This window comes from Microbulbifer taiwanensis (genome assembly GCF_014904815.1).
Classification (GTDB): Bacteria; Pseudomonadota; Gammaproteobacteria; order Pseudomonadales; family Cellvibrionaceae; genus Microbulbifer; species Microbulbifer taiwanensis.
Genome location: NZ_JACZFR010000025.1, coordinates 158,589 through 183,293 on the forward strand (window position 1 = coordinate 158,589; position 24,705 = coordinate 183,293).

The 24,705-nt window shown below is 61.6% G+C and carries 20 protein-coding genes; 10 read left to right on the forward strand and 10 right to left on the reverse strand.

What is annotated here, in order from left to right:
* Window positions 1-78: 78 nt before the first annotated feature.
* Window positions 79-1,371 carry a lysine N(6)-hydroxylase/L-ornithine N(5)-oxygenase family protein gene (locus tag IG627_RS08750; RefSeq protein WP_193191972.1) on the reverse strand — a complete coding sequence of 431 codons (1,293 nt, stop codon included), beginning with the start codon at window positions 1,369-1,371 and terminating at the stop codon, window positions 79-81.
* Window positions 1,372-1,501: 130 nt separating this feature from the next.
* On the opposite strand from IG627_RS08750, the gene IG627_RS08755 reads away from it, so the two are divergent.
* Window positions 1,502-2,380 (forward strand): hypothetical protein, encoded by an 879-nt coding sequence (locus IG627_RS08755; protein ID WP_226864863.1) that lies wholly within the window; start codon window positions 1,502-1,504, stop codon window positions 2,378-2,380.
* 86 nt (window positions 2,381-2,466) lie between these two features.
* Here the strand turns inward: IG627_RS08755 and fhuF are convergent, their stop codons facing one another.
* On the reverse strand, window positions 2,467-3,240 hold the full coding sequence (gene fhuF, locus IG627_RS08760) for a siderophore-iron reductase FhuF (protein WP_193191973.1): 774 nt from the start codon (window positions 3,238-3,240) through the stop codon (window positions 2,467-2,469).
* Window positions 3,241-3,366: 126 nt separating this feature from the next.
* On the opposite strand from fhuF, the gene IG627_RS08765 reads away from it, so the two are divergent.
* From IG627_RS08765 to IG627_RS08790, 6 genes are all read left to right on the forward strand, one after another.
* Window positions 3,367-5,040: a cyclic peptide export ABC transporter gene (locus tag IG627_RS08765; protein ID WP_193191974.1), complete on the forward strand. Its 1,674-nt coding sequence runs from the start codon at window positions 3,367-3,369 to the stop codon at window positions 5,038-5,040.
* Between the two features lie 348 nt (window positions 5,041-5,388).
* Complete coding sequence (locus tag IG627_RS08770) at window positions 5,389-6,111, forward strand: hypothetical protein (RefSeq protein ID WP_193191975.1); 723 nt, start codon at window positions 5,389-5,391, stop codon at window positions 6,109-6,111.
* An 82-nt stretch (window positions 6,112-6,193) separates the two neighbouring features.
* Entirely contained in the window at window positions 6,194-7,135 is a 942-nt protein-coding gene (locus IG627_RS08775; protein ID WP_193191976.1) for a phospholipase A, read from the forward strand.
* 199 nt (window positions 7,136-7,334) lie between these two features.
* A complete protein-coding gene (locus IG627_RS08780) occupies window positions 7,335-8,378 on the forward strand; it encodes a phospholipase A (RefSeq protein WP_193191977.1) in 1,044 nt (347 codons plus the stop codon).
* Window positions 8,379-8,554: 176 nt separating this feature from the next.
* The gene (locus tag IG627_RS08785; protein WP_193191978.1) at window positions 8,555-8,959 is read left to right on the forward strand and encodes an NUDIX hydrolase; all 405 of its coding nucleotides are present in this window, start codon (window positions 8,555-8,557) and stop codon (window positions 8,957-8,959) included.
* 265 nt (window positions 8,960-9,224) lie between these two features.
* Window positions 9,225-11,243, forward strand: a complete 2,019-nt coding sequence (locus IG627_RS08790) for an aminotransferase class I/II-fold pyridoxal phosphate-dependent enzyme (protein WP_226864864.1) — start codon at window positions 9,225-9,227, stop codon at window positions 11,241-11,243.
* A 171-nt stretch (window positions 11,244-11,414) separates the two neighbouring features.
* On the opposite strand, the gene IG627_RS08795 is transcribed toward IG627_RS08790, so the two are convergent.
* Both IG627_RS08795 and IG627_RS08800 read right to left on the reverse strand, forming a co-directional pair.
* Window positions 11,415-12,878 carry a M23/M56 family metallopeptidase gene (locus IG627_RS08795; RefSeq protein ID WP_193191980.1) on the reverse strand — a complete coding sequence of 488 codons (1,464 nt, stop codon included), beginning with the start codon at window positions 12,876-12,878 and terminating at the stop codon, window positions 11,415-11,417.
* Window positions 12,871-13,272 carry a BlaI/MecI/CopY family transcriptional regulator gene (locus IG627_RS08800; protein WP_193191981.1) on the reverse strand — a complete coding sequence of 134 codons (402 nt, stop codon included), beginning with the start codon at window positions 13,270-13,272 and terminating at the stop codon, window positions 12,871-12,873. Before IG627_RS08800 ends, IG627_RS08795 begins: the two co-directional genes overlap by 8 nt.
* A 296-nt stretch (window positions 13,273-13,568) precedes the next feature.
* Between IG627_RS08800 and IG627_RS08805 the strand changes: the two genes are divergently transcribed.
* Entirely contained in the window at window positions 13,569-13,943 is a 375-nt protein-coding gene (locus IG627_RS08805; RefSeq protein ID WP_193191982.1) for a YbaN family protein, read from the forward strand.
* Here the strand turns inward: IG627_RS08805 and IG627_RS21175 are convergent.
* From IG627_RS21175 to IG627_RS08830, 5 genes are all read right to left on the reverse strand, one after another.
* Window positions 13,940-14,641, reverse strand: a complete 702-nt coding sequence (locus tag IG627_RS21175; RefSeq protein ID WP_193191983.1) for a UTRA domain-containing protein — start codon at window positions 14,639-14,641, stop codon at window positions 13,940-13,942. The genes IG627_RS08805 and IG627_RS21175 overlap by 4 nt on opposite strands.
* A 177-nt stretch (window positions 14,642-14,818) precedes the next feature.
* Window positions 14,819-15,628, reverse strand: coding sequence for a phosphonoacetaldehyde hydrolase (gene phnX / locus IG627_RS08815; protein WP_193191984.1), 810 nt, complete (start codon window positions 15,626-15,628; stop codon window positions 14,819-14,821).
* A 13-nt stretch (window positions 15,629-15,641) separates the two neighbouring features.
* On the reverse strand, window positions 15,642-16,226 hold the full coding sequence (locus IG627_RS08820) for an HD domain-containing protein (protein ID WP_193191985.1): 585 nt from the start codon (window positions 16,224-16,226) through the stop codon (window positions 15,642-15,644).
* Window positions 16,210-17,394: a TIGR03364 family FAD-dependent oxidoreductase gene (locus IG627_RS08825; protein ID WP_193191986.1), complete on the reverse strand. Its 1,185-nt coding sequence runs from the start codon at window positions 17,392-17,394 to the stop codon at window positions 16,210-16,212. Before IG627_RS08825 ends, IG627_RS08820 begins: the two co-directional genes overlap by 17 nt.
* Before the next feature lie 28 nt (window positions 17,395-17,422).
* Window positions 17,423-18,748, reverse strand: a complete 1,326-nt coding sequence (locus IG627_RS08830; RefSeq protein ID WP_226864865.1) for a DUF5690 family protein — start codon at window positions 18,746-18,748, stop codon at window positions 17,423-17,425.
* Between the two features lie 242 nt (window positions 18,749-18,990).
* Here IG627_RS08830 and IG627_RS08835 point away from each other — a divergent pair, with 242 nt between their 5' ends.
* The gene (locus IG627_RS08835) at window positions 18,991-21,579 is read left to right on the forward strand and encodes a TonB-dependent receptor (protein WP_193191987.1); all 2,589 of its coding nucleotides are present in this window, start codon (window positions 18,991-18,993) and stop codon (window positions 21,577-21,579) included.
* Between the two features lie 171 nt (window positions 21,580-21,750).
* Here the strand turns inward: IG627_RS08835 and IG627_RS08840 are convergent, their stop codons facing one another.
* Complete coding sequence (locus IG627_RS08840) at window positions 21,751-23,409, reverse strand: acyl-CoA dehydrogenase family protein (protein WP_193191988.1); 1,659 nt, start codon at window positions 23,407-23,409, stop codon at window positions 21,751-21,753.
* A gap of 390 nt (window positions 23,410-23,799) precedes the next feature.
* On the opposite strand from IG627_RS08840, the gene IG627_RS08845 reads away from it, so the two are divergent.
* Complete coding sequence (locus IG627_RS08845; protein WP_193191989.1) at window positions 23,800-24,693, forward strand: Kelch repeat-containing protein; 894 nt, start codon at window positions 23,800-23,802, stop codon at window positions 24,691-24,693.
* Window positions 24,694-24,705: the final 12 nt, after the last annotated feature.

Consider the following 24,705-nt stretch of genomic DNA (forward strand, 5'->3'; position numbering starts at 1 on the left):
CGGGGTGCCGCGAGCAGTAACGAGGAGGGGCTTCCCCGCGTCGTTCATGACGGCGCGGGGGCAGGAGTTGAGAAACAGTCAGGCGTTAACCGCTTTTTTAGTGGGGGGTTCCTGGTTGATCCCGATCTCCTTGATAAGGGCTGCGCCAATTTCCCGCGAGCGCACGGCCAGAATCGACAGCAGTGTGTCACTGATACCGTGGCTGGTTTCGCTGGCACCCTGGACAAATACGGCGGGTTTGAATTCCGACGTACTCTGCAGGCGGTAGTGACGGTCTACCGTGAAATCCGCGAGGTAGGGAGCCAGGGGGGCGAGCAGATCCCGGTGTTGGTTGCGGGTGTAACCAGTGGCCAGGATGACCGCATCGTAGCTCGCGCTCTGCACTTCGCCCGTATCCCTGTTGAGCAGCTGGAGCTGGATGCCGTCATCGTTGGCGAGAACGGCACGGGTCTCAGTGTGGGTAAGCAGGCGGTGGCGCGCATTGCCCGTCACTTTCTGGGTATAGAGGATGTCGAAGATCTGGTCTATCTGGTCGATATCCGGCGCGGCATAGTTGGTGTGCCGGAACTCGTCGAGCAGGCTGGCCCGCTCCTCGGGGGTGCGGCTGTAGATGTAGTCGGTAAATTCGCTATTGAAGATCTCGTTGACAGAGGGGCTATCGTCCGAGGGGTGCATGGCGCGCCCGCGCATGATCAGGTCCACCTGGGCTGCGTTGGGGCGGCCGTGCAGGTCCAGGAAGATTTCCGCCGCGCTCTGCCCCGCGCCGATCACGGCAATCCGCTGCGCCCGGTCCAGTTTTTCGATACGGCCCAGGTAGCGGCTGGAGTGGAATACCCGCTGGTCGCTCTTGAGGGGCCGGAAGCAGTCGGGGATATTGGGTGCGCCGCCGATACCGAGTACCAGGTTCTGGGTCAGGCGCTCGTGCGTACTGCCGTCCGCGTCGCGGCTGGTGACGCGCAACAGGGATACCTGGTTGCGGAACATTTCCGGCGCTATCTCCACCACCTCTTCGCCGTAGGCGCACTGGTTGTCGAAGTGACTCGCGGCCCAGGCGAGATAGTCATTGAATTCATAGCGGCTGGGGAAGAAGGTTTTCAGGTTGATGAAATCCTGCAGTCGACCCTTTTCAAACAGGTAATTGACGAAAGTAAAGCGACTGCTCGGATTGCGCAGTGTGGCCAGGTCCTTCAGAAAGGATATCTGCATATCCGTGCCTTCCAGCAGCATATCCTTGTGCCAGGCGAAATTTGGTTGCTTCTCGAGGAACAGGGTATCCAACTGACGCCCCATTTGCCGTTGCTCTTCCAGGGCAATGGCAAGGGCAACATTGGAGGGCCCGAATCCGATGCCGATCAGGTCATGTACGTTCATTCATTGGTCCTTTCTGATTTCGCGATCCCGTTTCCACAAGCTGACGAAGCGGAGTCCTGAATGTTTAGGCTAAACACGCAAGTCCTTTGTTCGTCTACGCAGGCATCACCCATGGCGAGAAAATCTGGCAATGCCTATATCGAAAAAGAAACTGGTTTACGTCTGGTCACTGAGGAACGCGGCCGCCGACAGGGCCGGACAATTTATTGAGTACAAGCAGGGGACGCGCTACATGATGTCCCCGCTGGAGTACCTGGTGGACCAGCTCAACACGACGGAGCTCGGGGATCGCTACTCCCTGGAGGCGGTGATCCACGATGACGACGAGCAGTCACCCAGGGACAGGGCGGCGCTCGCGGACTATGGGTTTGCGCCGGGCGAGGGCACTTCGTCGGGCGGACAATGGTTTTTCCCCGGGGAAATGGCCGTGCGCGGCCGGCGGGTGACCGAGTTGATGATCTCCATTCCCTCTGCATATCGAAAGCTGCCCCTGAATGACCCGGGACGGCCAGCGGCCAAGAGTGCTTTCGAGAAGTCGCTGCAGGACAGGCTGTTGGATCTGGATGCCGACCTGGTGCTGCTCGATGGCCTGCTGGTGATCCTGGATGAGCTGGTGCGCCCCGGGAGCCTTTACCACCGCAGGGTTGCCAATATCCACCCGGGTATTACCCGTCTCGAGTCGCCCTACGAGCGCCGCGGCGCCTGGGCGACCCTGGATGCGCTCTACGGTGCGCGCGGGCAGAAAGTGCTCGACTGGCAGACGATGGAAACAGCGGAAGTCTCGCCGCTGCTGAAGACGGGGGCCTCCTTCCACTATGTGGATAACGGCATCGACTCCGGCGAGGTGATTGCCGATGTGCTCAGTACCGACATAGATCCGCAGGACACCATCCTCGAACTGCGCTGGAACAACTTCCACAACAGCCTGTTTCCCGCGCTTGTCCGGGGGCTGGAGATTATGGCGCAGGGCGCAACCACCGGGGCGAGCCTGGAAGAGCTGGCGAGCTGACCTGAGTACTGCTGTTTCGGCAGGAAAAAACTGAGTCCGGATGGCTGGCCCGCTGCATTGGTATCGGCGCCTTCCCGGCAGCTGGCTCAGCCGGTAGAACACTGCTCCATCTGTCGCAAACGGGGGGATAAAGGGCAGGCGCTGCAGTGCTCTTTGCCGGGCAGCAGATGGTGGAGGCAGCATTGGCGGTGGAGCCTGGTGACGCTCTGGCGGCCATCGGCCAGTGTCATCTGCGCGGTTTTCCGCTGGCCAAACAGCGGGTTGCGCTGCCCCAGGGACCAGGTCCGCTGTTGCAGCAGATAGTCTCTGTCTTCCTCGATCCGTGTCGCCAGCCCGATGGTTGGAGCCATTGCCGCCGCCTGCTCCAGGGTTGCATCCAGGCGGCGGGCTACGCTGCCCCATAAGATCTTGCCGGGCAGGCCGGCGGCCTGTGACAGGCGGAGGACCAAGGGGGTCAGGTGAGCGGCGAACAGGGTGGCATAGCGGCAGGCTGTATTCTGCCCGACCGCGCTGCGCCCTGAATGGGGAACGATGATACGTCGGGGTAGCCCCCGCCCATCGATATCGACGGCGGCGTCCCGGTATCCCACCGGGAAAACATGCCCCAGGACTGTCGCCGCAACCGCTACCGGCGGCACCAGCAGCGCGGTGTATTGCAGCATCCAGGCGGAGGCAACCGGGCGCAGGTCCCCAGTTCCGAGGAAATCCGCCTGGCGGTAAAGCAGTGTTTCGAGGGCATCGGTGGTGCCGAGCAGTTCCTGCAGGCGGATCGTGCCGGGTGGCTGGGCTTCGCTGCAGGCCAGTCCCTGCCCGTAAGTGGCGAGAGGGCCGCGGAATATGGGTTTCAATATCTCGATCATGGGGCTTCCACCGCTCGTCTGACTCGCTTGCATCAGTGACGGTTGGATAGGGTGGGCGTTTAGTGGCTAAATTATTGGGGCACCTGTTCGTCAGTTGGATAGTTCATTGCCAATTGCGAGGTCGCCGTGTTTTCTTTCCTTATTCGCCGCTCCCGCGGCCTGTTGCTGGCCGCGGCCACTGCCAGTGTGGTCTCCGGTATCTGCGGCGTGTTGCTGGTATCGCGTATCAATGCGGCGCTGGCGGTAGACAATTCCACCGCTACCATGGCCTGGATATTTGCCGGTCTGGCGGTGGCGGTGATGCTGAGCCGGACCCTTTCCTCTGTTTTGTTCGAGCGCCTCGGCCAGCATGCACTGGCGGAGTTGCGCCGCTATATTTCCTCCCGCGTTATCGCCGCGGATTTCCGGCGCCTGGAAATTCTGGGTGGTCCCAAGGTGCAGTCCGCCCTGTCGGAGCACAGTACCAACGTGGCGCAGTTTTTTGTCAGCATGCCGGCCATTCTGACCAATTCCGTGATCGTCATCGGGTGTATGGTCTACATGGCCATATTGTCCTGGCAGATATTCCTGGCTGCAGTGGCGATGATCGGTCTCGGCTCCGTGGGATATCACCTGGCGCACCTGCGCGCGATCCGCCACTTGAGCGTGGCGTCCAGGGAGCAGGATCGCCTCTTCAGCCACTTCCGTTCCCTGGTGGAGGGTGCCAAGGAGCTGCGTCTGCACGCGGGCAAGCGGCGGGCCTTCAGCGAGGATCTGCTGGGGCGCTCCGTCGAAGCGGTTCGGCGCAGCCGCTCGCTGGGTATGTCGATATTCGTCGCCTCCGCCAGCTGGGGTAATTTCCTGGTCTACGCCTTTATCGGCCTGGTGCTGTTCGTACTGGTGGGGGATGTGCCGGAGCGCAACCGGGTGATGACCGGTTTCGTACTGGTTTTCCTCTATATGGTGATACCGCTGGAGGCCCTGCTGCTGAATATTCCCCGCGCCAACCTGGCCAGGGTGGCGGCGGCGCGCATCGAGGAGATCACGCGGGATATTCCCGGAGCTGACGCAGACGATAAGCCGGACTCCTCCCGACTTCCCGCCGAACTCGGCAGCCTGGAGATTCGGGGTGTCACACATCGCTACTATCACGAACAGAGCGATGAAGTCTTCGAGCTGGGACCGCTCGATCTGGAGTTCCGTCCCGGCGAAGTGACTTTCCTGGTGGGGGGCAATGGCAGCGGCAAGACCACCCTGGCAAAACTGCTGGTGGGGCTCTACGCACCGGAATCGGGTGAATTGGTGCTGGACGGCAAGCCCATCGACGATATCAACCGGGACAGGTACCGGCAGATTTTTTCCGCCGTATTTTCAGATTTTCACCTGTTTGAACGGTTGCTGGACCTGGAGGGCGGAGACCTGGACGAGCGCGGGAATCGCCTGTTGCGTCGCCTGCATTTGCAGCACAAGGTACAGGTCTGCGATGGCGCTTTCACCACCCAGGCGCTGTCCCAGGGCCAGCGCAAGCGCCTCGCCCTGGTGGCCGCCTACCTGGAAGATCGTCCCTTCCTGGTTTTCGATGAGTGGGCTGCGGACCAGGACCCGGTTTTCAAGGACGTCTTCTATCGGGAGCTGCTGCCGGAGCTGAAAGCAGAGGGAAAGGCCGTTCTGGTGATATCCCACGACGACCGGTATTTCCACCTCGGCGACCGCCTGCTCAAACTGGAGCACGGGCAGCTCTCTGTTGCGGAGAAGTCTGTATCCTGCGAGTCGCCAAATCCCGAAACCGGTGGCCAGGCATCGGTCGGCTCCGTTGGCTGACCCACTGTAAACTTTTTCTGCCGCGAGCAGGGTTCGACATCTGCAGTAAAGCGGCGAATATGTCTCGATACTTCTTCTGGCTTTTGACAAGCAGATGGCGGAATTCATGAGATAGAGAACTGTGGCTGCAATTCGGGTCGCGGCGGACTGATTTAATATTTCGATGCCCGCTAGAAAAATATTTCACTTTATCGGTAGTGGCTGTAAAGCTGGCGCCAAACGCGGCGCAAATTTTCCCCCCTTGTGCAATACTTTTTGCTGAGGTGAGTTCGGTGTTACGCACTGCCAATCGGTGCATCGAAAAATGCATTAAATTGGTGCGCGCAGTGAACAGGGAGGAAGTCTGCAATGCGATTGAACTCGACACTGGCGCAGGGACGCTACCAGTACAGCTGCGACGGTCGCGAAATGCCGGTGAGGGACAGCTGGCAGTTGGGCGAGGACGACGAGGGTCGGCGCACCCTGGTCAGTCAGCGCCTGGTGGGCGACCAGGGTTTCGGTATGGAGGTGCGAGCACTCTTGTGCGAGGGCCTGGTGCGTGAGTTCCGGGTCAACTGGCGCGATGAGGTGGACGAAGTGAATGCCCACTATCGCCTGTGCAGCGCCGACGGCGAAATGCCGCAACTGGGTGACACCATCGAAGCCAACTGGACAGGCCCCAATGGCCCGCAGCAGTCCTACGTCGAGGGGCGCGGCCGCTTGCTGTTCCCGCTGATGCGCATCTTTATGGGGCCGCTGCTGCTGAAGCTGGAGCAATTCCGCGAGGGGCTGGAAGTGGTCACTCCGGATATTGTCGATCCCTCCCAGCGCGGCAAGTTGCTGGCGCCGCGCGTCAGCCACCGCAGCGCCAGGCCCATGGCCGGTGATGCCGCCTCCCAGGGGACCCAGGAACTGGGTGCCGACATCAGCGCCTATATCTACCAGGGTGATGAGGCCGAGCGCGACGCCCACTGCTATGTGGACCGCCGTGGTCTCCTGGTCGGCTACGACTGGCCTTCCAGCACCGGCCGTCTGTGGCAGGTGCGACTGCGGGATCTGGAGTGGTCACCGCAATTGGCAGGTCTCGCATAAAACCCTTAGTGCAAAGGCAGGAAAATCGGACTCAGTAAGTCTAATATTTTTGGGTAGTTGGCTTTAACAGGGAGTAAAAGCCATGCCTTCTGCCTATCAGTTGGGGCGCTGGATTTGCCTGCTTACTCTGTTCCTGCTGCCGATGATTGGCTATGGACGCGATCTGTTGCAGGAGGAAGTGGCGGAACCGGAGCCGGAAGCGAGCGATACCCGGTCAGGTCAAAGCGAGGCACCGGGCGCGGGTATTCCTGTCAGCGACCGGGTCCAGGCAGTCCACGAGGCCTCAAGCAATCCCTTCTCTTTGGCTTCCCACAAAACCAATTACGTATTGCCGGCATCCTATAACGATACCCTTGGTGAGGGGGAAACTCCGGACGCTGCTCCCACAGATTGGAATTCGCTCGAAATAGAATTTCAGTTGTCGGTTCAGGTACCCGTTTGGAGTGGCGTTCTGGGTGAGGCCTCCTTTGTCAGTCTCGCCTATACGAACCGCAGTTTCTGGCAGGCCTATTCAAGTTCCGCTCCGTTTCGAGAATCCAGTCATGAGCCTGAAATCCTGGTGACCTGGCTCAGCGACTGGGAGCTGCTCGGCTTTCAGTGCGTGGCCAGCCAACTGGCCATCAGCCATCAATCCAACGGCCGTGGGGATCGCCTGTCGCGGGGTTGGAATCGCGTCTACGCCAACTTCATCTTCGAACGAGACGATTTTTTCCTGTCCTTTAAACCCTGGTATCGGATTCCAGAAAGTGCGCCCGGAGACGACAACCCGGATATGGAATTCTATATGGGCAACTTTGAGCTGGAGGGCGGATATCGAAGTGGCGGCTTTGGCGCGTCTCTGATGCTGCGCAACAATCTGCGCGAGGAAAACCGGGGTGCCGTCGAGCTGCGCTGGACCTTCCCCGTCGGGCAGAGAATACGGGGATACCTGAAGTATTTTAACGGCTACGGTGAAAATATGATGAATTACGATCAGTACCAGCAGTCATTCGGAATCGGGGTCGAGCTGGCACAGGGATTTTAGCTTCGGCGCCAAAGAAGGCGCCGTGCAATAACGACAGCCAGCAGCCCCATTTATCTTGATCCCTGACGGGCATTCCCCGCTTCGGCAGTGTAAGCTTGCGGCGAATTGATCAGAACTGCTGGGAGATCGCCCTTTGTCGCGTCGCAGGTCATTTCACGGACTTACTCTCTTACTATTTTGTATTTTCCCGTTTGCCGCAATGGCACAGGAGGAAGAGCCGTCTGCGCATACCGACGGGGTTGAGGCGCCGCCTTCTGAGTTGAGCCCGGAAAGGCGGGAGGAGATCTGCCTGCGCGAGCAGCTGCTGGTAGCGCCCGCCAGCATTACGCTGGAAGAGATGCGCCGTTTCTGTGCGGAGGAGGCGCATCTCGCCCCGGAGGAACAGGTGCCCAAGCCGGTATTCGCCACAGTGCCGGAGCCGGAGGAGCCTCCCGTCGACGAGCTGCGGGTGAGCGAGCGCGCCCAGGCCATCCGCGATGCGGCCAACAACCCCTTTACCCTCGCTTCCCACAAGACCAATTACCTGTTGCCGCTGGTCTACAACCCGTCGCCGAACGAGGCCGGCCTGGAAGATATTGACTTGCCGGATGGCGAGTCCATTGACCTGGACAAGGTCGAGGTGCAGTTCCAGCTGTCGGTACAGGTGCCGGTGTGGCGCGGATTCCTGGGCCAGGCGTCCTTTATGAGTGTCGCCTACACCAACCGCAGTTTCTGGCAGGCCTACAACTCCGACGACTCCGCACCCTTTCGCGAGACCAACCACGAGCCGGAGTTGATCATGACCTGGCTGAACGACTGGAGCCTGTTCGGCTGGGAGAATGTGGCCAACCAGCTGGCGATCAACCACCAGTCCAACGGCCGCAGCGAGCCCCTGTCGCGCAGCTGGAACCGCATCTACGCCAACCTGATCTTCGAGCGCGACTGCTACTCCATCGGTTTCAAGCCCTGGTACCGGATTCCGGAAAAACGCGAGGAGGACGACAACCCGGATATCGATGACTATATGGGGCACTTCGAGCTGACCGGTCGCTACCGCAGCGGCGGCCACAGCCTGTCGCTGATGTTGCGCAACAACCTGCGCTCGGACAATCACGGCGCGGTGCAATTGTCCTGGGGTTTCCCGATCGGCAACCGGGTGCGCGGCTACATTCAGTATTTCAACGGCTACGGCGAGAGCCTGATCGACTACGATGAGTCGGTACAGACGTTGGGGTTCGGTTTCGAATTAGCCCAGGGGTTTTGAGGTGAATGCGGAATGCGGAATGCGGAATGCGGAACGATGAATACTGATAAACCTGCCTGTGCGACTTGCTCTGTTCCCGCGACTCCAAAGTGCGAGCGCGGCCTGCTCTCGGGCGGTACCCTCGATCTCCGAGCGCGTATTCCGCATTCCGCATTCATCATTTCGCATTCTGCACAATGAGCTTCGAAGATACCTATCGCCTCAGCGCCCACGCGGTAATCACCAACGAAATGGGAGAGGTGCTGCAGCTGCGCGCCACCTATGCGGACAGGAGCTGGGGCCTGCCCGGCGGCGCCCTGGATCCCGGCGAGACGGTGCACGAGGCGCTGTTGCGCGAGTGCCGCGAGGAGCTGGGGCGGCAGGTGAATATCGACTACCTGAGCGGCGTCTACTACCACCGCGTCTACAGCTCCCACGTGTTTATCTTTCGCGCCCACTTTGCCGATTCGGCGCCCATTACCCTGTCCGACGAGCACTCGGAAATGGGCTATTTCCCGCTGGAGCAGTTGTCGCCGGTACAGCTGCAGCGGGTGCGGGACTGCCTGGACTTCGATGGCCGGGTGCGCAGCGCAAAGTTCTAATTTTGTCTGCTTCAGTGGCAGCAGATCTGGTCTGTTTGTCACCTTTTGGCAAATAACGCTAAATCCCACCGCTTCGCGGAATTCCCCCGCGGCCTCCTTTAGACTTTCCTCCCCTGGCTCGCGAGTCACTCATTTCCGGTGCTCCGTTGGCGGCCGGTGAAAAATGAAAAAGCAAATAAAATCAAAAGGTTAACAGGACGAGACAGCAGCCCGTGGGAAGATTCGGGCTATGCTGATGGATAAGACTATGGGTTTGGAACTGAAAATGCCTGATCTGGGCAACCTGAGTGAGAGCGCACAGCCGCTGGAGTGCCGCGTGGCCCTGATCAGCGCCGATCGCCAGCTGGCGGGCGACTGGGTCAATGCGTTGAATGCCACCGCCGCGCAACACGAGAATCCCTTTGGCCTGCGCTTCGAGGCGGTCACGCCCGCCGGCGCCGAGCGCCTGGTGCGGGAAGAGGGCAAGCTGCAGGCACTGATCGTCGACGGCGGCAGCGACGTCCAGGGGCTGCAGGCCGCCGACGATCTGGCGGACAAGGTGCACGGCCTGCGTTCCCAGATCAATATCTTCCTGGTGGCGCACGGTGCGCTTGCCGGCGCCGGCGCCGAGTCCCAGGCGGATAGCCCCAGCCCCCAGTCCCTGGCCAACCTGCGCCAGCGCTTCGACGAGCTGTTCGACCGCCGCGAGGGCAACTTCAACCATATGTTTCGCCTGGTGCAGGCGTTTATCGCCCGTCGCGCCTCCACGCCCTTTGCCGACACCCTGAAGGAATATGTCTTCAGCGCCCGCGACGCCTGGCATACCCCCGGCCACTCCGGCGGCGACAGCCTGCGCAACAGCCCCTGGGTCGGCGATTTCTACCGCTTTATGGGCGAGCATGTGTTCAACACCGATCTGTCCGTATCGGTGCAGGTGCTCGACAGCCTGCTGGAGCCCCACTCGGTGATCCAGGAGGCCCAGGACCTGGCGGCCCAGGCCTTCGGCGCCCGCCACACCTTCTTCCTGACCAACGGCACCTCCACTGCCAACAAGGTGGTGATACAGCAGATACTCGGCGGCGGTGGCAAGATCATCGTCGATCAGGCCTGCCACAAGTCGGTGCACCACGCGATCGTCATGAACCGCTGCGAGCCGGTGTACCTGAAGTCGGTGCTGCACCCGGAGTTCGGCATTTACGGTCCGGTCAAGCGCGCCGATATCGAGGCGGCCCTGGACGAGCACGGCGATGCGCGCCTGCTGGTGATCACTTCCTGCACCTACGACGGCCTGCGCTACGACCTCAAGCCGATCATCGATTACGCCCACGAGCGCGGCGTCAAGGTGCTGGTGGATGAGGCCTGGTATGCCCACGGCTATTTCCACCCGGCCCTGCGCCCGACGGCGCTGGAGTGCGGCGCCGACTATGTGACCCAGAGCACCCACAAGATGCTGTCGGCCTTCTCCCAGGCCAGCATGATCCATGTGCAGGATCCGGATTTCGACGACCACCGCTTCCGCGAAAACCTGAACATGCACGCCTCCACCAGCCCGCAATACGCGATGATTGCCAGCCTGGATGTAGCGCGCAAGCAGATGGCGATGGAGGGCTATGGTCGCCTGGAGCAGTGCCTGCAGATGGTGGAGACGCTGCGCCGCGCCGTGGACGAGACCGGCGTCTTCCGCGCCCTGACGCGCGAGGACCTGATCGCCGAGCCGCTGGCCGGTGACAATATCCGCCTGGACCCGACCAAGGTCACCATCGATATCTCCGCCAGTGGTTACTCCGGCAAGGAGATGCAGATCAAGCTGTTCGACCAGTACGGCATCCAGGTGGAGAAGACCACCTACAACACGGTGACGGTACTGGTGACCCTGGGCAGTACCGAGAGCAAGTTACTGCGTCTGATTCACGCCTTGAAACAGCTGGCGCGCAACGCGCGCAAGCGCGCTCATATAGCGTCGCCGCGGCGACTGCCGGAATTCACGCATTTCAACTGCCTGCCGGCGGATGCCTATTTCGCAGATACGGAAGAGCTGCCGCTGATGGACAACGGTGCCGAGGCGACCAAGAACCTGGTCGGCCGCACCAGTGCGGACGAGATAGTGCCCTATCCGCCGGGTATTCCGGTGCTGGTACCGGGCCAGGAGATATCCGCACCCATAGTGCAGTATCTGCAGCAGCTGCTGCAGGGCCAGAACGCCACCGAGATTCACGGGATGATCTTCCGCTCCGACGAGCCGCTGCTGCGGGTGGTCAGGGAGGAGGGCAAGAAGAAGCCGGGTAAGAAGTCCGCGGCGAAATAAATTTACTGCTGTCCCCCTTGTAGGTAGGGCTTATAGGTAGGGCCGACGGCGCCGTGAATACCTGGAGCGGCTGGTGCGGCCCATGGCCGCGATCGATGGTGGTTTATTTCCACACCGATCGCGGTCATGGGCGGATGGCCGCCCCGCCGCTCCTACAAAAACCGAAAACCTCTACTGCTTGGAAATTCGCAGTAACCCGCGTTTTGCCAGCACCGGCACCAGGCCGGCCGGATCCACCACCTCGCCGTCCTTGTGCAATTCCCAGTGCAGGTGCGGGCCAGTGGCCTTGCCGGTGCTGCCCACCAGGCCGAGAACTTGACCCTGCTCGACCCTGTCGCCTTTCTTCACCAGGCGCTTGTCCAGGTGTGCATAGAGCGTTTCTACACCCTCGCCGTGGTCGATGATTACCACCTCGCCACTGCCCCCCCTGGTACCGGAGAAGGTGACCACGCCGGCCTTGGGAACCTGCACTCGAGTGCCCCTGGGGGCACCCAGGTCGACTCCCCTGTGCAGGCGTTTTTTCTTATGCTCCGCGTCCTTGATGGGCCAGGGCCTCATGCCGAAGCCGGAGGTGACCCTGGCCTCGGGCAGTGGGCTGATAAAGGCTTCTGTGACCCTGTCGGCTATCGCCAACTGGGGTTGCAGGCCCAATAGCAGGGCGCCACCGGCCAGGGTCAGGGACCACAGTGCCCTGTTGGAACCCTTGCGGGCACTTTGTTTGCCGTTCAGAATATGACGGATTCTCAAGGTAAAGCTCCTTTGGTTTTGTGAGAGAGGGTTTTGCGTTGAGAAGGCCGCGACAGGATCATTGCCGTGAGCTGTCGCGGTTTGGCGAAGGGTCTTCAGCATTGCCTCTGCGTAGGCCCTTCGCCGACTTTGGTTTTCTTTTCTGAGTACCTCTTCGTCACAGCTCTGTTCCAGGGCGTCCACCGCCCGTTTCGCCAGCGCCTTCAGCGGCCAGTTGAACCACAGCAGCGCCGCCATCCACTGCAGGCCCAATACCGCCAGGGGGTCGCGCCGCGCCAGGTGCTCCAGCTCGTGGCGCACTACCAGGCGGATCTGTTCGAGGGAGAGGTTGTCGAGTGCCCACTGGCTGAGTACCAGGGTCGGTCTTGGCAGGGTCATGGCAAAGGGAGAGATCCGGGTTCCCACCAGTACCAGCCTTAGCCCCTTTGGTGCATCCACTACCCCCAGGTGCCTGGCCAGCTCGCTCTGTACCGGCAAGGTCCTGCCCCGACTCACCAGCCTGGCCAGCCGTCGTTGGCCCTGCAGCAGGCGACCCAATCCGATGGCGGCGCCCAGGATCCAGATGGTGCCCCAGGCCATTAGTGCCCACTGCCATGGGAGGACCGCGCCATCCGTATTCGCCGGGAGTTCAGCCGCATGGGGAGCGGCCAGGGACTGCATCGTCAACTCCGGCAGGCTCAGTTCTATGGCCGGAGCCTTCTCCGCAGCGGGCAGGAAGCCCAGACAGAAGCTGGCGAAAGTCAGCACGGCCGCGGCCAGCCAGGGCTCGCGCCAGCCGTCCAGCCAGCCCAGGCGGCGGGCCGCCAATGCCAGTACGCCCATCGCTGCGGCACCGACGGCCAGGGAGATCAGGCTGGACAGGGCCAGCTGGGCGAGCCACTCAATCATCCCCGCCTCCCTTTTCGTCTCCTTTCTGTTCCTCACTCCGAGCCAGCAGCGCTTCCAGCGCCTTCAGCTCGGTTTCACTGAGCAGCTCACTACCGGCAAAGAAGGAAGCCGGCACCGGTCCCTTGATCTCCAGCACCCGCTCGGCGAAATCCCTCGTGTAGGCGGCCAGGGTTGCGACCTTGTCCGCCCTGGCTTCGAATACCTTGAGCCCATGCACTTCGAAGGCCTGCAGCAGCCCCTTGTCCTGCATGCGGTCCAGGGTCTTGCGGGTGGAGGAATAGGACCAGCCCAGGTGCTCTTCAACCTGTTGGTGAATCTCGCGGGCACTCAGCGGAGACTGCTGCCAGAGGGCCTTGAGGATGGCCAGTTCCGACGTCGAGGGTTGTTGTTTCATGGCGGTCTGCCTTGTGACTGATGGGGTTAGTGTGCGACATGTGTCGCATGCTTGCAACCTCTGTCGTCAGCGGTATTGCCAGATCCGTATTTTCTCCCGCGCCGGCGCGCGGCTGCTGTGGGTAGTTGGGGAGGCGGGCAGGAAGTGACAGGGCGGGGAGTCCGCTGCGAAATAATCTGTTGCGCTGTCCCTGTAAGGCCAAAGGCTGCTCCTACACTGGGGAAATCTAAGCAGCAGCTTGAACTGCTGCGGCGTAAAGGGGTAGGTTTGAAGTCTCTCTAGCCGTTGGTCGCACTATGAGCCGCAAATCCCTGCAGTATTTTTTCTGGCTGCCGCTCGCATGGATATCCCTCGGTCTGGCGATTGCCGGTGTCGTATTGCCCCTGTTGCCCACCACACCTTTTCTGCTGCTGTCGGCCTGGGCCGCGGCCAAGGGCTCTCCGCGGCTGGCCCTGTGGCTCGAGGAGCACCCGCGATTCGGTCCAATACTAGAAGCGTGGCGCACGCAGGGCGCGGTGCCGCTTTCGGCCAAGATAACCGCGCTCGGATTGATGGCGTGCAGCTGGCTGACCCTGTTCTGGCTGGGGGCGGGCTGGAAACTGCTGGCAACGCTCGGCCTGCTGTTTGCCGTCGTCGGTACCTGGCTCGCGACCCGCCCGCTACCGCGCTAACGGGTAGCCACTTCCATCTCGATGGCGTGGGGCAGCCAGTGTTCAATGTTGTAGTCGATCAGTTGCCCGTTCGGGCCGTAGCGCAGGCGCACGATTTTCAGCCCCAGGGTGCCGGCGTGAATACCCAGGGGCTCGGCGTGGACGCGCTCGAGGTTGGCGATCTGGATATTGCAGTGTTCGGACGCGACTTCCACACCGTAGTGCTGCTGCAATATCTCGGTAACGGATTCGGACAGGTCGAAATCGTTCAGGCCGGTGTAGCGCTCCACCGGCATATAACTGTCCTCCACCATGACCGCGCGATTGTCGAGGCTGCGCACGCGGCGCAGTTCAAAATAGCGGCTGTTTTTTCCTGCTTCAAAAGCGGTGTAGATATCCCGGCGTACCGCCTGCCTGCGCAGATGGAGCACCTCGGTGCCGGGTTGGAAGCCCTGCTCGCCGGCCATCCGATTGAAATTCACTTTTTGCGCGGGCTTCATCACGAAGCGGTTTGGTGCGACGAACCAGCCGCGGCGGTTCTGCCGGTAGACCAGTCCCTCGCCCTCCAGGCGGGTCAGACCGTCGCGCAGGGTGATGCGCGTGACCGGCAGCTGTTCCACCAGCTCGCGCTCCGAGGGCAGCTTGTGGTTGGCCCCCAGGCGGCCGTCGCTGATCAGGTGCTGGATATGGGCTTTGATATCGTCGTAGGCGCTGGACACGGGAACTCTCTGTAGGGGAAATGCTAGCGATTATCGCTTAGTGGGGCGGGCTTTCGAATTGTCCGCAAAGGACGTTCCCTTGTAGGAGCGGCCCATGGCCGCGATCGGACTTTCCATTTGACAGAGAGCTATCGCGGCCATGGGCGGACGGCCGCCCCGCTCCGACTAAAGCTCCGACTAGGGTCTTTCACCCAGCGCCAGGCGCCGGTTGATATCCACCAGCACCGGTTCCAGCCGGGTGATATCGTCGATCAGGTAGTGGGCGCCGCAGCCCTCGAGGGCGCGATAGGCGGCGGCCTTGCGCCTGGCCGCTTCATCTACTTCCAGCGCCTGCCAGGCTTCCAGCGACAGTCCCAGCGCATTGCCGGACAGGACCACCGCGACTGTCCACATACCGGCATTGCGCCCCTCCATAATGCCCGCCGCGGTGTCGTCCACCTTGACGCATTGGGCCACGGAGGGAATCTCCAGCTCGATCACGTTTTTCAGCGCCGCGGCCGGGCCCGGGCGGGCACCGGCGGCCTCGTCGGCGGCCACGGCGAAGTCGGGTTCGACCCCCTGGTCCGCGGCGCTCTTCAGCAAGCCCTCGATCATGCTGCGGCTGTAGCCGGTGGTGCTGCCGATCTTGAAACCGCGCTGGCGCAGTTCGACGAACAGTTCGGCGGCGCCGGGCACGGCGCGACTGTGCCTGTCGATTTCCTGCAGCTGCACGGGCGCCAGCTGCCGATAGAGCTCCTCCACATCCGACTCGTTAGAGGGGCGGCCGTGTTTCTCTTGCCAGCAGTTCTGGGTGCGGCTGTCCCGCAGCATACGGCGAATATGTTCTTTCTTCTCAGTGCCCATGGGCGCGCGGGTTTCCGACTCGGTGACGGCTATGCCGGCGTCGGCAAATACCTGCATAAAGGCAGATAGCGGCGCGCGCGAGCCGAAATCCACCAATGTGCCGGCCCAGTCGAAGATGGCCGCATTCAGTTGAATCTGTGTCATAAAAATTTCTCCATCAATGCTTTACGGCATATAGTTCGCTGGTTTCGAGCACGCGGGCGCAGCAGTCCAGCCAGTGTTTGAGATTCTGCGGGTTTAGACCCTCGGCCTTGCCGGTGTCGTCCCAACGCCGCAGGGCCAGAGACTGGCGGGCGTAGGGTTTGCCGAGGAATTCCTGTTGCTCTTCCCAGCGCATGGCGGTGCCCTGCAATACCAGGCTGTGGCGACTGGCGTCGGACAGCTGCGCGCCGTAGTTTCTGTCGGCTGCGACCAGGAAGCGCTTGGCCTCCACGTGTAGTGCAATGGGCGCGGTCACCGACTGGGGAAAGCCCCATCTCTGCAGCAGTTCCGCGCCTATGCGGTCGTGCTCGCTGTGGCCCCGATCGTCACAGCCGGGCAATCGATTTTCCATCGCGTACAGATGACCGATATCGTGCAGGAAGGCCGCGCAAATCAGGGCATCGGAACAGCCCTCGCGCTCCGCCAGTGCCGCGCACTGGGAAGCGTGTTGCAACTGACTGCAGTGCTCGCCGAGTTGCCGGTCACCGTGGGCGAGAAATAGTTGCTCTATCGCCGCCAGGGGCTCACTGGATCTGTTCAAGGCATTCCTCCAGCGGGCGTCCCGCGAGCAGGCTGTCCACGGCGCGCTCCATCAGCGCCGGTCCCGTGCTCATACCCTTGCCGCCGATACCTGTGGCCAGGTGAACGGCGGGTGAAATGGACTTGAGCAGCACGCCGCGCTGGTTTTCCTGGCTGTAGAAACCATTCCAGGCGCGGGTAATTTTCCACTGCGGCAGGGCCAGGATGCGCTGCGCTTCCGCCAGCATCAGATCGTTGATGTCCTGGCGAATTTCGTAATCGAGGGAATCGACGCCCTGCGCGGAAAAATATTCATGGGAGTCGCCGACAATCAGGCTGCCATCCGCGGACTGGCGGAACAGCATGTGGATGCCCAGCTCACCATAGCGCGGATCCAGGCCGCTGTCCGGCAGGCTGCGGTAACTGGGGCAGCTCTTGAAGGCGTCGTAGCGGCGGATGGACAGGCCGGTGAGCAGGTTGCCGGGGATTTTTACCGGCTTCAGCGGCTCGGTGCGCAGCATTTGCAGTTTGCTGATCTGCACAGTGTCGATCTGCAAATGTTGCGGGAAGAGGCGGTTCAACAGGTGGCCGCAGCAGACCAGTACCTGCCGACAGGAAAACCTCTCGCCCACCGCAGTGGTGACAGTGGCGCCGTCACCGGATTCCTCGACGCCGGCAACGGCGGTGGCGGGTTTCAGGGTCAGGTTCGGATCCGCCGCCAGCAGTTGCCAAAGGCGCGGCATCAGCAGGCCGCTCTCGGCACTCATTTCCCGCGGATAGAAGAGTCCGCCGCAGCAGTAGCCCGGCTGCAACGCGGGAATCCGCGCGAGACATTGCGCGGGCGTCAGCAGCTCGGATTCGACACCGGTATCGCGGTTGATATCCTGCATCTCCTCCAGCAGCGTCGCTTCCTCCGGTGATGAAGCGATATAGAGAGAGCCCTGCTGCCACAGGGCTCCGTCCATTTTCGGCTCCAGTGAGCGGTAGATTTCCAGCGAGCGCAGTCCCAGCCCGCGCCAGGTTCCGGGGGCCATACCGGAGGGTATTATCTGGCCGAAATTGCGCACTGTGGCGCCGCGGGCGCGCTCGCCGGCTTCCAGCAGCAGTACTTTCTTTCCGGAATGCAGCGCGCGCAGGGCGGCGAAGCTGCCGAGCACGCCGGCGCCGACGATGGCGAGATCAAACTTCATAAAAACAGCTCCTGATTACAGTGTCTGGTTACAGCGCTGGGGCCGCCAGTTGCGGCTGCGCGGGAGTTGTTCTGCGCAGGCGGCGGAAATAGAGGGTGGATAGCAGCATCAGCAGCACGCAGGCGAAGCCGACGGCGTAGGTGAACTGCAGCGTGAAGTCCAGCCAGTCGAGATTCGGTTGGCCGAAGGTCTTGTACAGCATCACACCGATAGAGCCGAGATAGCCGGCGCTGTCCGCCAGGTAGATGACGAAGCCGGCATTGCCGAGGGAGCGGGTGCAGGCCACCAGGCGCTCGAACAGCAGGCAGTTAAAGGGCACATAACCGATATAGAGGCCGACGTTGACCGCGATCATCCACAGGGCGCCGCCGATGGCGCCGCCTTCAAACGCCAGCGAGGCGATCACGCAGGTGGCTCCACCGAGACCGACCAGGACTTGATTCAAAAGTAATGCCCTGTAGTTGTCGCGCAGGTACATCAGTAGTGCGAGGGAACCGAGCACCACCAGCGCCACCGGCAGGCTGCTGGTCAGGAATATCTGCGGCGCCTCGCCGTAGCCCAGCGCCTGCCACAGTTCCGCGGCAAAGTTGTCGGTGAAATCGCGAAACGACGTGAGAAAAACGTAGGTGAGGACCAGTGCGGCGAGTCCCAGGCCCGTCTCGTGCAGGAAAGCGCTGCGCATGGCAGCGTCCATCGGCACCCGTTGCTTGCGCGCATCCCGATCAGCGCTATCCGGCTGCGGCGTGCGCGCCAGGGCCAGGGTGGAGAGAATCAGGCCGGGCACAAAAATAAGCCCGACCAGCGCCGGCATCCACAGCTCCGGCACCTGCCACTCGATCAGAAGGTAGGCGGCGACGGCCTTTACTGCGCCGGAGGAGACGATCAGGCTGGCACAGAGAATGGCGCCCAGTGCCTCGGTGACCCGACGCCCCTCCAGGTAGCTGAATACCAGTCCCCAGACCATGCCCAGCGGCAGTCCGTTCAGGAACAGCATGGCCACATTGTACGGCGCCGGAATCAGGGCGAAACCCACCAGTGCCAGGTGACTCGCCAGCACCAGCGCGATCAGGATACGCGCGCGATCGGTGGCGCGCATCTCCGAAATTACCTTGATGCCGATGACTTTGGACAGCGCGTAGCCAAGCACCTGGGCGATGATCAGTGCCGTCTTGTAGTCGAGCGCAAAGTCCCAACCGGCCACCTGCTCGAAGGTGGCCGCGGTGAAGGGTTTGCGGAAGGCGTACATGCAGAAATAGGTAAAGAAGGCGGCGAGCCCGGCGAACAAAACCAGTGCAAAGCGGTGGGGCACCTGGGGTGCGGCACTGCCGGGGTGAGCGTGATGATTGTCGGCCATGGTTGTCGTCACTGCATACTTGGTCTAGACCAAATCCTATGGCGCAGTTGTTTCAATCTTGTGACTGAAAGGTGACGGTTTCTTGAGCTTAATTGGTAATTAAAAGCAAGTTTCACACTCCTGTTATGCGGTTGTCATATTGCCTGTCTAGCATTCTGGTCTAGTCCAGATCGGTTGGGCTGAATAAAAATTTCTTAACAGCTACGAAGAGCGGCAATTCAATTCACAACAGGGGGCAGACGATGAATCGTCTCAAATTACTGCCTGCGGCCATAGCACTGGCGGTGAGTCAGGGAGCCTACGCGCAGGGGCAGACGCAACAGGTCGACGAAGCGGGTGTACAGGAAAACAATGGTATCGAGGAAATCGTCGTGCTCGGGCGTATGTTCGATACCGAGCTGCGCTCCCTCGAACTGCAGCGGGAATCCAACCGCATCATCAATGTGGTTTCCGCGGACGGTATCGGCAAGTTGCCGGATCGCAACGCGGCGGAAGCGGTACAGCGCGTCTCCGGCGTTTCCATCGAGCGCGACCAGGGCGAGGGTCGCTTCGTGGCCGTGCGCGGCCTGCCTTCCCAGTGGAGCTCTTCCAGCCTGAATGGCCACCGCCTGCCATCCGCGGAAGAGGAGACCACCAGCCGTGCTGCGGCCTTTGACTTCTTCCCGTCCGAGCTGATCGAACGCATCGAGGTTTCCAAGGCGGTGACTGCGGACCAGGAGGGCGACTCCATCGGCGGCAACGTCAACTTCGTGACCCGCACCGCGCCGGAAGAGCGCACCCTGGATATCTCCGTTGCTGGCGGCTACGCCGACAAGGCAGAGGGGGATATTTCCTCCTTCAGTGTGCTCTGGGGCGATCGCAGTGCGGACGGCAAGTTCGGCTACATGGTCAATGCCACCCAGTGGAGCCGCGACTGGGCCACTGACAACTACGAGCCGCGCCGCAACGGCAACGGCATCTACCGCCTGGAACTGCGCGACTACACCGGTAACCGCCAGACCCAGGGTCTGAATCTCGGCGCCGAATATGTGTTCGACAATGGCGACAAGATTTTTGCCCGCGGCCTCTACGGCACCCTCGAAGACGAGGAGACCCATTACAAGCACCGCCTGCGCTTCGACAAGGATCGCCTGGAGCTGCAGCATATCCACAATATGCTGGTCACCCGTATGCACGGCTTCGAATTCGGCGGCGAGCACGGCCTGAGCGATACGAACAAACTGGACTGGAGCCTGGCCAGCTACGAAAACGAATTCCACTACGGCGCCATCCCCAACAAGGAAGACCGCGCTTATTTCGTGATGCGCTTCGACCAGAAGGATGTCGGTTACGAAGGCCTTGAAGATGGTCTGGTCTACAACACCATCGACGGCGGCAGCGATCCGGCGGATGCTATCTCCACCCACCTGCCCGGCGATTTTGTCATGGACCCGACCCGGTCGGCTCTGTCCTGGGTGGAACTGTACAAGGTCTACCTGAACGAGAAAGACAAGATCGTTGCCTCCTTCGATTTCACCAGCGAGCTGTCCAGCGAACTGGAATTGAAATTCGGTATGAAATACCGCGACAAGGAACGCGTATCCGAGTTTGCCGATGAGTTCTACGCCTGGGATGCCGACAACTACGGCCCGGCGCCACTGCTGTCCGATTTTGCCCTGTCCGACCAGCCCGGCCGCAGCGACTTCCTGCCGGAAGTGGATGTGGACTATGAATCCCAGTTCTCCCAGGTGGCCGATATGTCCGACCTGGAGAGCTTCTGGAACCAGAATCGCGACAAGTTTGTGCTGGTGGAAGGGGATTCCGCGCTGGTCAGCAACGGCCTGGCCCTGGGGCGCAACTTCGACCTGGCCGAGCAGCATCTGTCCGGCTACGGCATGGCCACTTACCAGTACAACGACCGCACCACCCTGGTCGCCGGCCTGCGCCTGACCCAGACCACCACCGAGGTGGACAGCCAGGTATTCGTCACCGACGAGTCCGGCGAGGGTCACCTGGAACCCTTCAAGGGCGAAAAGGACTACCTGTCGGTACTGCCCTCTGCGCACCTGAAATATGCCCTGACCGAGGACAGCAACCTGCGCCTGGCGCTGACCCGCACCTTCGCGCGTCCCGACTTCGGCGACCTGAACCCGGGCGGATACTACGCGGAACACGACAACGAATTCCTCGGCGGTAACGCCGAGCTGGATCCGACCTACTCCTGGAATCTCGACGCCATCTACGAGCACTACTTCAGTGATGCCGGTGTCGTTTCCACGGGCCTCTTCTACAAGGACATTACCGACCCGATTTTCACCGATGTGAGCGAGGGCGAGTACAACGGCAATGCCGGAGTGGATATCTACCGCCCTGAGAATGGCGACGATGCCTGGCTGCGCGGTGCGGAACTGAACCTGATCCGCAAGCTGGACTTCCTGCCCGGCCCGCTGGCCAATCTGGGTGTCTCCGCCAACGTCACCCTGATGGACTCGGAGATGAGCATTCCCGGCCGTAGCGGCGGTGTGCCGATTCCGCGCCAGGCGGACCTGCTGCACAACTTCTCCGTCTACTACGACGACGGCGCCTTCTCCCTGCGCCTGGCCCAGAATCACAAGGGTGAGTATGTGGAGGAGCACGGCGGCAGCAGGGACGAGGATCAGTTCTACGGTGCCTACACCAGCCTTGACCTGAGTGCCAACTACACGGTCAACGACCAGCTGGTGATCTTTGCCGAGGCCATCAACCTCAGCGACGAACCGCTGACCTATTACATCGGCGACGAGGACAGACCCAAGCAGGTGGAGTACTACGGTATCCGCGGCCAGCTGGGTGTGCGTTACAGCTTCTACTAACTTCCCCCCGTTAGTTAGCGAAGCGTTTTTACCCCGGTTTTTGCCGGGGTTTTTTAATTGGGGAATTTACTTGTAGGAGTGGCGGGGCGGCCATCCGCCCATGGCCGCGATTGATCTCACTTCGTTGTGCAAATCGATCGCGGCCATGGGCCGCTCCTACAGGAAATGGGATTAAACGACGAGCGGATTGCCGCGCTCGATCAGGGTTTTTATATCCAACCCGGTGGGCAGGCAGCCGGTGTTGTGGGCGCCCTCGGCGCCCAGGCGCGAGGCGATAAAGGCCTCCGCCACGGCACTGTTGCCACCCTGCACCAGCAGGTGCGATTGCATGGTGAGCGCCAGCTGGTCTACCAGACGCCGCGCCCTGTATTCCACCTGATCCATATCCGCCAATTGTTTTTTCAGCCTGTCGATGGCCCTGTCCAGTTGTGCATCTGCGCCCCTGCTCTGTTCGATTTCGTCGAGCCAGTTGGTCAGTACCGCCGGGGTCTTGGCCACTGCGCGCAGCACGTCCAGTGCCTGGATATTGCCGGAGCCCTCCCAGATCGCATTGATCGGCGCATCGCGGTAGAGGCGCGCGGTGATGAAGTTCTCGATCACACCGTTGCCGCCCAGGCATTCCATCGCCTCGTAGGCGTGGTGCGGGGTGCGCTTGCAGATCCAGTATTTGCCCACTGCGGTGCCGAGGCGCATCAGCAGTTTCTCGTGTTCATTTTCCGGACGGTCGAAGGCCCGGGCCATGCGCAGGGTCATGGCTATCGAGCCCTCCACTTCCAGTTGCAGGTCGGCGAGCACATTCTGCATCAGCGGCTGGTCGATCAGGGTTTTACCGAAGGCGCTGCGCCGTGATGCATTGTAGATGGCCTGCACCACCGCCTGGCGCTGGCCACCGGAGGAACCGATCATGCAGTCGAAGCGGGTTACCGCCACCATCTCGATGATCGCGTTGACGCCGCGGCCCTCTTCGTCCACCAGCCAGCCGAGGGCGCCGCGCAATTCGATTTCCGAGGAGGCGTTGGAGACATTGCCGGCCTTGTTTTTCAGGCGCTGCACCTGGATCGGGTTCTTGGAGCCATCGGGCCGCCAGCGGGGTACCAGGAAACAGCTGAGTCCGGCGTCTGTCTGCGCCAGCATCAGGAAGGCATCGCACATGGGGGCGGAGGTGAACCACTTGTGTCCCACCAGTTCGTAGCTGCCGTCGCCCAGGGGTATGGCGGTGGTGGTGTTGGCGCGCACGTCGGAGCCGCCCTGCTTCTCCGTCATACCCATGCCGATGGTGACGCTGGTTTTTTCCGTGTGCGGGCGGTTGCTGGGGTCGTAGCCGCGGTCGGTGATCTTCGGCAGCCACTCCCCGGCCAGCGCTGGCGCCAGGCGGATGGAGGGCACAGAAGCAAAGGTCATGGTCACCGGGCAGCCGTGGCCCGCTTCCAGCTGGCTGTGCAGGTAGTACTTGGCTGCACGCACTACGTGGGCGCCGGGTTTCGGGTCCGTCCAGGGGCTGCTGTGCAGGCCCTCGCTCAGCGCCAGCTGCATCAGCTGGTGATAAGCCGGGTGATAGCGCACCAGGTCGACGCGATTGCCTACGCGGTCGTCGGGCTCGAAGCTGGGTTTGAACTCGTTGGCGTCGAAACCGCGCTGGATCATCTCCGGGCGCCCGCAGACCTCTCCGTAGCGCTGCAGGTCGTCCTCGGCCCAGTGGCCGCCGTTGTGCTGCACTGCCTCGCGCAGCGCCGCGTCGCCAGCGTAGAGATTGTGGCCGGTCAGGGGCGGCGTCTGATTCAGGACTTCGTGGGTGCTGGCGAGCTCAGACGGGGGCGTTTTTTTGCTCATTGATTTTCTCTCTGGCCTCTTCGCGCGGATCCGTTGTGGGAAAGATTAGCTGTTGTCGAACATCCTAGTGGCAAGAGCGCCGCGGGTCTTGCCCATTTGTGACGGTGTTATATGCCGCGCCGGTCAGCGGCGCCAGAGTGCAATGGTTTGGCATGTTGTGAACGCCAGCAAGATCTGACAGCGCTGTCAAAGTATCGGCTGAGCGGGTAGCATTGGTGATCAGACAATAGGGACGATAAGGAGAGGGAGCCGGTGCAGAGACGCAAATTTCTTCAGCTACTCGCATTGGGTGCACTCGCGCCCGCCTGGCCGCGATTGACGGACGCTGGTCCGGCAGAAGCGGCGAGCGGGAGACAGGATTGGCGGCGGGGGGCTGCACTGCCGCTGCCAATGCAGGAAATCTACCCGGCCGTCTATCGCGGGCAGATCTATGTGGGCGGGGGGCTCGGGGCGGCGCCAGCGGGGAAGGGAGTAATGGGCTCGCTGGCGCCAATGGAGCAGGTGTTCCGTTTCGATCCACACGGTGACCGCTGGTCGCCGATTGCGGCACTGCCGGTGGCGCGTCACCACCTGGGATTGGTGTCCGATGAAAAATCTCTCTTTGGTATTGGCGGTTTCTCCGCGGTGGCGGGCAACGCCTGGCAGTTTGAGGCGACGGTGTTTCGATGGAGTTATGGCGATCCTGTCTGGCAGCGGGGGCCGGATCTGCCTCGGCCCCAGGCGGAATCCTGTTACGCCTGCGCAAATGGGGATATCCATGTAATCGGCGGACGCACTGCCGACGGCGATACGGCCCACCACTGGCGGCTGCGCGACGATGACCGCTGGGAAAAGGCGGCGCCCCTGTCTCTCGCGAGAAATTCCGCTGCCTGCGTGTTGCTTGATGGCGAACTCTATGTGATGGGCGGGCGGATTTACGACCGTGGGCACGAAAACCAGTCCCTGGTGGAGCGCTATGATCCGGTGGCGGATCGCTGGCAGATGATGGCGCCGCTACCGGTGGCCACGGCGGGAACTGCCGCGGCGGTGATGGACGGGGAAATCTACCTGTTTGGCGGTGAGGCGCTGGTGGACCGCGAAACTGCGAGTGAGCGCTGGAGTACCTACCGGGATGTGTGGCGATACGATCCCAGGCGGGACAGTTGGAGCAGGGCAGGTGTGATGCCCGGTAGGCGTCACGGCATGGGCGCAGTGGCGCTCCACAATCATATCTACCTGATGGGTGGCGCCAGCGGAGCTGGTATCGATGGCACTCTGGCGTCGGTGGATATTCTATCCACCTGAACGAGAGAATTA